Annotated in this window: 9 protein-coding genes; 5 read left to right on the top strand and 4 right to left on the bottom strand. The window is 64.7% G+C overall.

Features of this window, described 5'->3' with window-relative positions; translation table 11 throughout:
* The first annotated feature begins 37 nt into the window (after positions 1-37).
* Positions 38-2,206, top strand: a complete 2,169-nt coding sequence (locus Q0331_RS04775) for a 4-alpha-glucanotransferase (protein WP_298075331.1) — start codon at positions 38-40, stop codon at positions 2,204-2,206.
* 177 nt (positions 2,207-2,383) lie between these two features.
* Here Q0331_RS04775 and Q0331_RS04770 read toward each other — a convergent pair whose 3' ends face one another.
* Both Q0331_RS04770 and Q0331_RS04765 read right to left on the bottom strand, forming a co-directional pair.
* Positions 2,384-2,629: a hypothetical protein gene (locus tag Q0331_RS04770; RefSeq protein WP_298075329.1), complete on the bottom strand. Its 246-nt coding sequence runs from the start codon at positions 2,627-2,629 to the stop codon at positions 2,384-2,386.
* 28 nt (positions 2,630-2,657) lie between these two features.
* Entirely contained in the window at positions 2,658-4,796 is a 2,139-nt protein-coding gene (locus Q0331_RS04765) for a M3 family metallopeptidase (protein WP_298075327.1), read from the bottom strand.
* Between Q0331_RS04765 and Q0331_RS04760 the strand changes: the two genes are divergently transcribed.
* From Q0331_RS04760 to Q0331_RS04745, 4 genes are all read left to right on the top strand, one after another.
* The gene (locus tag Q0331_RS04760) at positions 4,795-6,276 is read left to right on the top strand and encodes a carboxylesterase family protein (RefSeq protein ID WP_298075326.1); all 1,482 of its coding nucleotides are present in this window, start codon (positions 4,795-4,797) and stop codon (positions 6,274-6,276) included. The two genes, Q0331_RS04765 and Q0331_RS04760, sit on opposite strands and share 2 nt — an antisense overlap.
* Before the next feature lie 89 nt (positions 6,277-6,365).
* A complete protein-coding gene (locus tag Q0331_RS04755; RefSeq protein WP_298075325.1) occupies positions 6,366-7,661 on the top strand; it encodes a MalY/PatB family protein in 1,296 nt (431 codons plus the stop codon).
* Between the two features lie 11 nt (positions 7,662-7,672).
* The gene (locus Q0331_RS04750) at positions 7,673-9,640 is read left to right on the top strand and encodes an ABC transporter ATP-binding protein (RefSeq protein WP_298075324.1); all 1,968 of its coding nucleotides are present in this window, start codon (positions 7,673-7,675) and stop codon (positions 9,638-9,640) included.
* Between the two features lie 47 nt (positions 9,641-9,687).
* Positions 9,688-11,076: an aspartate aminotransferase family protein gene (locus Q0331_RS04745; protein ID WP_298075322.1), complete on the top strand. Its 1,389-nt coding sequence runs from the start codon at positions 9,688-9,690 to the stop codon at positions 11,074-11,076.
* Between the two features lie 92 nt (positions 11,077-11,168).
* Here the strand turns inward: Q0331_RS04745 and Q0331_RS04740 are convergent, their stop codons facing one another.
* Positions 11,169-11,366 carry a CsbD family protein gene (locus Q0331_RS04740; protein WP_192817228.1) on the bottom strand — a complete coding sequence of 66 codons (198 nt, stop codon included), beginning with the start codon at positions 11,364-11,366 and terminating at the stop codon, positions 11,169-11,171.
* A 40-nt stretch (positions 11,367-11,406) separates the two neighbouring features.
* Positions 11,407-11,758, bottom strand: a 352-nt coding sequence (locus tag Q0331_RS04735; protein ID WP_298075320.1) for a 3-hydroxyacyl-CoA dehydrogenase family protein, incomplete at its 5' end; no start/stop codon positions are given.

Below are 11,758 nucleotides of genomic sequence, written 5' to 3'. Positions count from 1 at the left end.
GCTGAAAAAGTGGAAGATGCGCCCAGTGCCCTGCACAATGGCAGTTGTGACTAGCTCTGTGGAATCCGGCGGTGCAAACGCCTCCGACGTCAATGCAATCCTCAATGAATTGGCCACCGAGTGCGGCGTGGCCACCTGGTACACCGGCCAAAACGGCCAAAGGGTAGAGGTCCAAAGCAGCACCGTGCTTTTCGCACTCCGCGAGCTGGGTCTGGATCTGCCCGAGGACCCCGCCGCCCTCACCGAAGAGATTGTGCAGGCGGCCATCGAGGATCTACTGCGCGTCCGCTATAGCCGCATGCTGCCTCCCACCGTCACCGCCATCGCCGACCGCCCGCGCACCCTGCGCGTCCACTGCATCGACGGCGAATCCTTGCAGGTGCAAGTTCGCACTGAGGACGGCGAGACCATTGCCCTCGAGCAGCTCAATGAATGGGTCGATCCCATCACCGTCGGCGCTGAAGCCGCCGCCACCACTTTCGGCACCGCCACATTCCAGCTGCCCGCCCTGCCCGCAGGCTGGCACCAGCTAGAGGCCCGCGCCGACTCCACGAAAGCCACCTCCACCCTGTTGGTATCCCCCCAATCCCTGGACCTGCCGGATGCCCCGCGTACCGGAGTGATGGCGCAGCTGTATTCTCTGCGCGACCGCGACGCTTGGGGCATCGGCGACTACGGCACCCTCGAGGTCTTGAGCGACTCCCTGCAAAAGCTCGGCGGGGCGGACTTCGTACTGGTAAACCCCATGCACGCAGCGGAGGCCGCTCCCCCGGTGGAGGATTCCCCCTACCTGCCGACCACCCGCCGCTACACCAACCCCATTTACATCCGGGTGGAGAACACTCCTGAGTACGCCGCACACCCCGAGCTGCACGCGGAGATCGAGCAGCTCGCCGCCCCGCTGAAGAAGCGCAACCACACGGCTGACCTGTTGGAGCGAGACCCCGTGGTGGCGTCCAAAATCAAGGCCCTGCACCTGCTGTACACCGCAGGGATCGGCGACGAGCGCGCGGAGCAGCTGCGCGCCTTCCGCGAGCGCGAGGGCGAGGGGCTGGTGGGCTTCACTGAATGGTGCGAGCGCGCGGCCAACGATCCAGCGCTAACCAGTGACTTTTACGCCTGGATGCAAATGCTTTGCCAGGAGCAGGAATTGCATGCGCAGAATACTCTGACCGAACACATGAGCATCGGGCTAATGGCCGACCTGGCCGTGGGCGTGCACCCCGGTGGCGCAGACGCACAGACTCTGGCCGACGTGTTGGCTCCCGGAGCCAGCGTGGGCGCCCCACCGGATGGCTACAACCAGCAGGGCCAGGACTGGTCGCAGCCGCCGTGGCACCCCTGGAAGCTGGCCGAAGAAGGCTACCGTCCGTGGCGCGACATGCTGCGCACGATCCTGCGCACCGCCGGTGGCATCCGCATCGACCACGTGCTGGGACTGTTCCGTCTGTGGTGGATCCCCCGCATGGAATCCCCCACCCTGGGCACCTACGTCACCTACGATCACGAGGCGCTGGTCGGCGCGCTGGTGCTGGAGGCTCACCGCGCCGGTGCCGTGGTGGTCGGCGAAGACCTGGGCACCTTCGAGCCGTGGGTGCAGGATTACCTGGCCAGCCGCGGAGTAATGGGAACCTCGATCGTGTGGTTTGAGGGTGACGCCAACGGGGCGAAACCGCCGGAGGCCTACCGCCGTACCTGCCTAACCTCCGTGACCACACACGACCTGCCCCCGACCGCCAGCTACCTTCGCGGCGGGCACATCGACCTGCGCGAGGAGCTGGGAGTGCTGACCCGCAACGCGGACGACGAGTTCGCCGAGGATGCCAACTGGCAGGTCGACGTGCTGGGCACCATCGCCCGCCACGGTGGATTCCGTGGAATGGACTGCGAGGGCTACTTCCTTAACGGCTTGCGCCAGGAGCTGGACGATCCGCGGCACGGGCGCGAACGCCGCCCGGATGTCTCGTACATCCTGCGGGCCATGCACCGCTACATTGCGCAGACCCCGTCGCTCCTACGCTGCGCCGCGCTGGTGGACCTGGTGGGAGACCTGCGGGCGCAGAACCAGCCGGGCACCACGCAGGACCTGTACCCGAACTGGCGCGTGCCACTGTGCGATGGCGAAGGCAACCCGGTGCTGGTGGAGGATCTGGCGGATATGCCGCTGGCTCGCGACGTGCTGGCCGCCACTCGCGGCGAGGGCTAGCAGCGCGATCGCGGGAAGCGCGCGGGGCTAGAAAACGCTGGTGGCCAGCCAGGCCACGAGCAGCAGAACGAGCAGCAGGGCCAACGCCTGGCGCACCTTGGAGTGGTGTTTCATTGGCTGCTAGTCCTCTCCGTCTCTTCTGTCTCTGTTTCTGTTTCTGACTACTTCTGGTTCGTCTTAGCGCTTCTGGTCGTGTCCGGCGCTGCGCTTAGTGTCGCCGTCTAGTGGCACCGAGCTGCGGCTCGCCCACATCTCGCGCAGCGAAAGCGCCCCGTGCACGCGCTGTTCTTCCGCGCTGGCGGGGAAAATCCGCAGCGCAATCACCTGCCATACTAAGGCCAACACGGTGCAAACCACGAATAGGGCGAGGAACACCAGCGGGGTTTGAATCCACACCGGCGCGTTGATCAGCCATTCCATCATTGGTTTGCTCTTTCTTTTTTAGGGACGCCTACCCCTGGCTCAACCCGCGGCGGTCGAGTAGCGGCTGCACGCTGCGCTGCTGGCCACGAAACATCCAGAATGCGTCTTCGAAGTCGATGCTAGCGCCGCGGGAGAGGATGATGCGGCGGAAACGCTCGCCCGCGAAGCGGACATCATCGTCGTCGAGGTCGGCGGCGTCATTAGACTCCCCCACTGCAGCACCGGTATCGACGAAGGCCTGGAAACCGTCGGCGTCCAGCACCTCCGCCCACAGGTAGCTCCAGTAGTCGGCGGAATAACCACCGGCGAAGATGTGGTTGAAGTAAGCCGAGCGGTAGCGCGGGGCGAGGGCGCCGTTGACGTCCACCCCGGCGCGCTCCAGGGCTTCGGCCTCGAAGGATTCCACCTGGGCGGCGGCATCGTCGGTGGCGGCAAGCTTCTCCGCCTCCGCGGCGGAGAGCTTGTGCCAGGCCAGGTCCAGCCAGCAGGCGGCCAGGAACTCGGTGGTGGCCAACCCCTGGCCCCACTTCGCCTGGGCGCGGATCGCGTCGACAAACTCGCCGCTGATGACTTCCCCGGTTTCCACGTGGCGGGCGTAGTTGCGCAGCACGGCGGGCTCCAGGGCCCAGTTTTCGTTGATCTGACTGGGGAATTCCACGAAGTCGCGGGGCACGTTGGTGCCAGACAGCGTGGGATAGCGCACATCGGAGAGCAGGCCGTGCAGGGCGTGGCCGAACTCGTGGAAAACGGTCTGCACCTCGTCGAGAGTCAGCAGCGCCTGCTCGCCTTCGGCAGGTTCGGCGATGTTCATGACGTTGACCACCACCGGCGCTTTGCCCAGCAGGTTGGACTGCTCGACGAAGGAGTTCATCCACGCGCCGCCGCGCTTGGTGGGGCGGGCGTACATGTCGGTCAGCAGCAGGCCGATGCCGACGGGCGCGCTGTCTTCGGCTCCATCGGCGCTATCGGCGCCCTCGGTGACCTCCCACACCCGCACGCCCGGCGCGTAGCCGACCAGGTCGGTGCGTTCCCGCACGTCGATGCCGTAGAGGCGCTTGGCGGCAAAGAAGGCGCCGTCGACCATCACCTGTTCCAGCGGGAAGTACTTCTTCAGCTCGGCTTCGTCGACGTCCAGTTCTTCCGCGCGCAGCTTGGCATCCCAGTAGGGCCAGTCGGCGCCGCTGAGCCCGGCTGTGTCTACTGTGCCCGCTGCGCTCCCAGCTCCGCTAACGGCCATCTTGTCCAGTGCCCGCTTGTACTCGCCGTGCGCGTTTGCCACGGCGGCGGGCGTCACCTGATCCAGCAGCTCCTCGACCGCCGTGAGGCTACCGGCGGTCTCGGCGGCGGCTACGAACTCGGCGTGGTTGGCAAAGCCCAGCAGCTCGGCGCGCTGCGCACGCAGCCGCACGATCTGCAGCAGTGTGGCCTCGTTGTTGCCGGCGGCGCGGTTCAGCGATGCGTCGTGCACCTTCGCGCGCGCGGCCGGGTTCTCCAGCGATTCCAGCACGGGCTGGATGCTCGGCAGGCCCAGGCGGATCAGCCAGCCTTCCTCCCCGCGTTCGGCGGCGGCCTTGGCGAAGTACTCCTTGTCCGCCGCGCTCAGTCCCGCGACCTCGGCCTCGTCGGTCAGCAGCACCGCCGCGTCCTCGGTAGCGGTCTGCAGCTGCGCGCCGAAGGCGGTGGTCAGCTCCGCCAGCTGGGCGTCAATGTCGCGCAGGCTTTCCCGCTGCGCATCGTCCAGCTCGGCACCGCCGCGGATAAAGCTCTTCTTCAGTTCCCGCAACAGGGCTTCCTCTTCGCTGCCTTCCGGTTGCTCGGGCAGGGCGCAGATGCGCTCCCACAGTTTCCGGTTCAGCCAGATTTCGCTGAAGTGCCGCGCCAGCTCCGGGCTGATGGTCGCCTCGATCTCGCGCACCTGATCGGTGGCATTTGCGCCCGTATAATTAAAAACAATGGCCAGCACGCGCTGCAGCATCTGCCCCGATTCTTCCCACGCCTCGGCGGTATTTTCCCAGGTGGGAGCCTCAGGGTTGTTCGCGACCGCCGCGATCTGCGCGGCGTGATCCGCCAGAGCGGTGCGGAAGGCGGGCACCAGCTCGGCTAGGTCGATTGCCGCGAAGTCGGGCAGTTCATAAGGCAGTTCGGAAGCGTTTTGGAGGTAACCCATGATCCCCCACTCTATCCCTGAGGCCAAGGACTACGTTGATGTGGCCATCAAACAGGGTCGCAAACGTGGCTTCCTCCGCGGTTCCGTCCTCCGCTTCGAGTCCATCCCCTATGCCTCGGGCGAACGCTTCGCCCCTCCTTCCCCTGCCGTCCCTTTTAAATTTTTCTTCGGCGACCCCTCTACCGCCACCCACCGCCAGTCCCTATCCATCACCTGCCCGGTCGACGCACCCCCTTCCATCATCGAGTCTGACTTCCGTCCCAAGGCCAAGCCTGGATCTGGCTCCACCCCCACAGCCAGCACCAAGCCTGCGGCACCCGTAATCGTGTTCATCCACGGTGGTCGCTATGAGGAAGGATTCGCCGACGAACTCTGGTACCAGGGCGTCCGCTTCGCCGAGGAGGGTTTCGTATACGTTTCGTTGAACTACCGCTACCGCCTGGAGGGCTTCCTGCCTCTGCTGGACGAGGATCACCCCGCCGACGTGGACGCTTCGGCCGATCCGAACACCGAGCTGGAGTACTTCCGCGGTGCCGAGGATATTGTGGCCGCCCTGCGCTGGGTGCGGGACAACATCGCGGCTTTTGGCGGAGATCCGGAGCAGGTCACACTGATGGGCCAGTCGGCCGGCGGCGCACTGACGGCCTGGACGCTGTGCAATCCGCGCACCGAGGGTTTAGTGCACCGCGCCGTGATTCTCAGCCCCGGGTTCCCGCGCGAGGGCTGGCCGAGCCGCGAGCACGTCGCCCGCGCGGTCCTCGGCGGCCCGCTGACCAGCAAGCACCTGGAAAGCCTCTCCCCCGAACAATTGCAGCGCGCCTATCGACGATATGCCCGCTTCTACGGTTCGGACTGCGCCGTGGGGCCGTACCCGTTCCGGCCCGGCGAGATGCGCGACGTGCCACTGCTGATCGGCACTCTGCGTGAGGAGTTCACACAGATGCCCTTCGCCCGCGCCATCGACAAGCGCTTGAGCTCCAAGAACCCGCTGGTTCGGCAACCGGCCAAGGCGCTGGGGCGGTACGCGGAACGGAAGTTGGGGGCGCGGGTGCGGTGGGCGTCAGAAAACCCGGTGGGAATGGCCATCGGTGATTCGGCCATCAAACGCTGGGCCGTCGCGATCATGGAAGAAAAACGTGATACGAGCTGGGCCTATGAGTTTCACGGGAGCCAATCGGCCTGGCACTGCGCGGATCTGCCTTTGGTTTTTGACGCCCTCACGGTCGCGCCCAAAACAGTGAAGTATTTCTGCGGCGAGTCCGCGGCTGAGCGTTTGCAGCCGCTGGCGACGGAGTTTCACGGGATCGTCGCGCGTTTCGCCCGCGGGGAGGATCCGGAGTGGCCACGCTATGGTTCGCGACGTTTGGTGCGGCGTTTCGACACGGATGCGGCGGCGCGGGGTGAGGTGACCCGCGAGGTGGCGGAGGATGCCTACCGGCAGATTAGGGAGGATTATCCGGAGCTGTACCCGAGCCGTTAGGGCTCGGGTCGGGCTAGTTCAGAGCCCAAACGAGACAGCCACCAGACAACTACTAGACAGCTCGGTCTAGAGTGCTAGGGTGGGAGGCTATGAACGCAACCACCCAAAACAACAACCCCAAGAACGCCCAAAACACCCGGAACCTCCAGAACACCCGCCCGCAGGATTCCGCCGTATCCGTCCCCGACCTCGCCACGCTGCGCGCCCGAGGGACGATGAAGTGGACTGTCTACGACGAGGACGTCCTGCCCCTGTGGGTAGCCGAGACCGACTTCGACACCTGTCCCGCCGTCAAGCAGGCCATCCAGGCGGGCGTGGATCGCGAATACTTCGGTTACGAGCGTCGCAACCGTTCCGTGGAGAAGGCCCTGGCCGGCTTCCTGGACCGTCGTTTCGGCTGGCAGATCGAGCCGACGTGGGTGCGGCTGGTGCCAGATGTGGTCAAGGGCGTGGCCGCGGCTATCGACGAATTGACGCCCCAGGGCTCCGACGTGATCGTTCCAGTGCCCAGCTACCACCCGTTCTTCGACGTGCCGAGCGCCGTGAATCGCCCGAAGGTCGAGGTGGAGATGACGAAGGTGAAGAAAACCACTGCGGAGCAGGGCGAACAGAGTGCGGGCGCCGAAGAGTGGGCCTTCGACTACGCGGCTCTGGAGGCCGCGTTCGCCAGCACCGACAACCCGGCGGGCGTGGGCGCGATGATCGTCTGCAACCCCTACAACCCGCTGGGCCGCGCGTGGCGGCCGGAGGAGCTGGCCAAGCTAGTGGAACTGGCTGACAAGTACAACGTGCGCCTGATCTCCGACGAAATCCACGCGCCGGTGGTCTACGCGCCGCACAAGCACACTCCCCTGGCCACACTCAGCAAGACCGCTGCGCAGGTGACCGTAACCGTGCTGGCCACCTCCAAGGGGTGGAACACCGCCGGCCTGCACTGCGCACAGATGATCTTCACCAACGCGGACGACCGCACAGCCATGGCGAAGGTCAGCCCGCTGCGCACCGGATCTGCCTCCACACTGGGGCAGGTCGCCGCCGAGGCCGCCTACACGGACGGCGAGGCCTGGCTGGACAGCGAACTGGAGTACCTGCAGGGCAACCTGGACCTGCTCGAGCGCCGCCTACCGGAAGTGCTGCCCGGCGCAAAGTTCATCCGCCCCGAGGCCAGCTTCCTGCTGTGGGTAGACCTCAGTGAGGTTCCGGGACTGGAGGAAAAGCCGGGCCAGAAGCTGCTGGAAGGAGCCCGCGTGGCCTTCAACGAGGGCACCATGTTCGGCGCCCAGGGTGCGGGGCATGTGCGCATCAACTTCGGAACGTCCCGGGAGATCCTGGAGGAGGCCCTGGACCGCATCGCGGAATTCGCTAAGGAGCATGCGAACAATTAACTTGGCTAGGTGTGATTAATGCCTTTAGCCGAATCCTGCGTTCCACCAAGGAACTGTGGCCGTTCTACATCATTGTGATGATCACCAGCCTCGTCACCGCGGGGCTGGCACTGGCTACTCCCTTCCTGGTGAAGTTGGCCACCGACACGATCGTGGAGACCGTCGGCGGTGGCGGGGCCTCCGATGCCGCCATTGAAAACGCGACGAAGACCGTCATCTGGCTGGCAGTCGGGCTGCTGGCAGTGGAGCTGGCGAACACCATCATCCGCAACATCGGTGGTTGGTTCGGTGACGTGATGGCGATGCGGATGCGCCAGATCCTCTCCAATCGCTATTACGCCAAACTGCTGGCTTTGCCGCAGGGCTATTACGACAAGCAGGTCACCGGCACCATTATCTCTCGGTTGGATCGCTCCATCCTGGGGCTGACGGACTTCATCAAGTCCTTCGCCAACAACTTTTTCTCCATGCTGATCACCGTGGTGATGATCCTGGTCATCACGGCGATCTATTACTGGCCACTGGCACTGCTGCTGGCCATCATCTTCCCGATGTACCTGTACCTGACCATGCTGACCTCCAAGAAGTGGATGGTATGGGAAAAGGAGAAGAACGAACACATCGACGTCGCCCAAGGACGCTTCGCGGAGGTCATCGGCCAGGTGAAGGTCGTGAAGTCCTTCGTCTCGGAGCTGCGCGAGCTGCGGCTGTTCCAGAAGCACTTCGCGGACACGATCCAGCTGACGCGCGAGCAGTCCCGCTGGTGGCACTTCATGGACATCCTGCGCATGGGCGGGATGAACATTATCTTCTTCGCCATCTACCTGATGCTGTTCTGGCGCACCCTGCACGGCGACTTCACGCTCGGCGACATGGTTCTACTGCTGCAGTACGTGGTAATGGCCCGACAGCCGGCCGGCATGATGAGCTGGATGGTGGATACCGCGCAGCGCGCCGCCGCGGGCTCCCGCGAGTACTTCGAGACCATGGCGGAACTAGAGGAGCCTTCGGCCACCGCTCCCCTGCTGGAGGCCGCCCGCCCAGGTGGGCCGATGCTGGTCTCCCAGGAGGACGTGGACCAGGCCGTGCGCCCACAGCTGTCCGCCCCGGAAACTGGGCCAGTGATCGACTTCGACCACGTGAGCTTCGAGTACCTCAAGGGCGAGCCCGTCATCCACGAAGTCACCTTCCAGGCGGCCCAGGGCGACCAGGTGGCGCTGGTCGGTGAATCCGGCGGCGGCAAGTCCACCCTGGTGAACCTGTTGCTGGGCCTGTATCGGCCCACCGAGGGGCAGCTTAAGGTCTGCGGCAAGGACGTGGCGGACATGACGGCCGCGGAGCTGCGCAGCTCCGTCGGCGTGGTGTTCCAGGAACCCGCCTTGTTCTCCGGCACGGTGCGGGAGAACATTGCCTACGGCAAGCCCGACGCAACCGACGAGGAGATCGTGGCGGTGGCCAAGCGCGCCTTCGCCCACGACTTCATCATGCACTTCAAGGACGGCTACGACACGCTGATCGGCGAGCGCGGCCTGCGCCTTTCCGGCGGGCAGAAGCAACGCATTGCCGTGGCCCGCGCGATGCTGAAGGACGCGCCCGTGCTGATCCTGGACGAAGCCACCTCCGCGTTGGATACCAAGGCCGAGCGCGTGGTGCAGGCCGGCCTAAACGAGCTGATGGTTGGCCGCACCACAATCGTCATCGCCCACCGCCTGTCCACCATCGCCGACGTGGACAAGATCGTCACCCTGGACAAGGGACACGTCTGCGAGGTCGGATCCCCGGCGGAACTGGCGACCAGCGGCGGAATCTACAACGAATTGCTGCAACTCACCAGCTCCTCCTCCGCTGCCGACCGGGCGCGTCTGAAGCGCTTCGGCTTCGCCGAACCAGGCGCTGAAGACGACGAAGACTACGGCGAGGATTACCGCGAGGATTGCGATGAAAGCTTTACGGAGCAGGCCACCCGGGAACAGTCTTAGACAGCACCTCCGCTGCCGATGCCAACTCACAAGAGTAGCCTGGGGGAATGACTGAATTACCCCCTAATATCACCGAATTCACTACCTTCGACGGCGCGAAAGTTGGCGTCGGTACCGAAGAAGCAAAGACCGCAGAGCAGCAGGTACGCGACAACGACAGCAACTACGTATTCCACAGCTGGTCGGCGCAAGAGAAGATCAACCCGCAGCCGCTCAGCCACGCGGAAGGCGTGTGGATCTACGACTACCAGGGCAACGGATACCTGGACCTGGGCAGCCAGCTGGTCAGCGCCAACCTGGGCCACGCCCACCCGAAGCTGGTAGAGGCAATTCAGCAGCAGGCCACCCGCATCTCCAACCAGAACCCCGCGTTCTCCAACGACGTGCGCAGCGAACTGGCCAAGGAGATCGTTGAGCAAGCACAGGGCGATTTCTCCCACGTGTTCTTCACCAACGGTGGCGCGGACGCCATCGAGCACGCCATCCGCATGGCGCGCCTGACCACCGGCAAGTCCAAGATCCTTACGGCCTACCGCAGCTACCACGGCGCCACAGGCTCTGCGATCATGGCCACCGGTGAGGCACGCCGCCACGGCAACCCCACCACCGACGGCGACGTGAAGCATTTCTGGGGTCCGTTCCTGTACCGCAGCGCCTTCTACTCCTCCACGCAGGAGGAAGAGTGCGCCCGCGCTCTGCAGTCGCTGGAGGAAACCCTGGTCTACGAGGACAACGTGGCTGCCGTACTGATCGAGTCCGTCGTGGGCTCCAGCGGCATCATCGTCCCACCGGAGGGCTTCCTGCAAGGGGTACGCGAGATCTGCGACCGCCACGGCGCGCTGTACATCGCCGACGAGGTCATGGTCGGCTTCGGCCGCACCGGCAAGATGTTCGCCTATGAGCACGGTGGCAAGGATCTGCAGCCGGATCTGGTTACCTTCGCCAAGGGCGTGAACTCCGGTATGGCGCCGCTGGGTGGCGTAATGATGAACGAGGCCGTCTACCAGCGCTTCGCCGACAAGCCTTACCCGGGCGGCCTGACCTACTCCGGTCACCCGCTGGCATGTGCCCCCGGCCTGGCTGCACAGAGGGTCTACCGCGAGGAAAACACCTTCGAGAAGGTCGCCGAGCTAGGCGAGCGCGTGATCGCCCCAGCAATGGAGAAGATCGCGGAGAACCACCCAAGCGTGGGCAACGTCCGCGGCAAGGGCTTCTTCTGGGCCATCGAGTTCGTCAGCGACCAGGAGGCCAAGACTCCGATGGGCGGCGAGGCCATGGGCGCGTTCGGTGCCGAGCTGAAGAAGGCTGGCATCTGGCCGATGGTTTCAGGCCACCGCCTGCACTTCGCCCCGCCGCTGATCACCACCGAGGAGCAGCTGAACTGGGCACTGGAGATCGTCGACCGCGCGGCAGCGGTCGTCGACCAGGCGCTGTAAGGCTCCCGGCACGCGCCAGCGCGCGGGGAGTTCCCCCGGCAATAGCAAAAGTCCCGGCTGAACTTTCAGCCGGGACGTTGTCGTTTTAAGTTTTACTTCTGAGCGTCGCCCAGAACCTTGTTTACAGCGTCTGAAGCCTTGTCCTTCAGCTCGTTGGCCTTGTCCTTGATGTCGGACTTGGTCTGGTCGGCGCGACCCTCGTTGGCCAGATCCTGGTTGTCGGTAGCCTCGCCGGCGGCCTCCTTGGCCTGACCTGCGGCGCCTTCTGCCTTGTTCTTCAGATCGTCGATGGACATATGGTGACCTTCCTTTCCGTAGAGTGTCGTGAGTTTAATTGTACTCGTAAAAGCCCTTGCCGGACTTGCGTCCGGTGTGGCCTGCGGTAACCATGCGGCGCAGCAGCGGCGGGCAGGCGTAGCTCGGGTCGCCGAACTCCTTGTACATGACGTCTGCGATGAAGGCGCAGGTATCCAGGCCAACCATGTCGGCCAGAGTCAGCGGGCCCATCGGGTGGTTAGCGCCCAGCTTCATGCCGGTATCGATGTCCTCCGGGGTTGCCACGCCGTTTTCCACCATGCGCACTGCGGAGAGCATGTACGGCACCAGCAGGAAGTTCACGATGAAGCCGGAGCGATCCTTCGCGCGGATAGCCTGCTTGCCCAGCTTCTCGGTGGCGTAGGTC

Origin of the sequence: uncultured Corynebacterium sp. (genome assembly GCF_937999985.1) — a bacterium.
GTDB lineage: Bacteria > Actinomycetota > Actinomycetes > Mycobacteriales > Mycobacteriaceae > Corynebacterium.
This window is presented reverse-complemented; position numbering and strand designations above follow the sequence as displayed.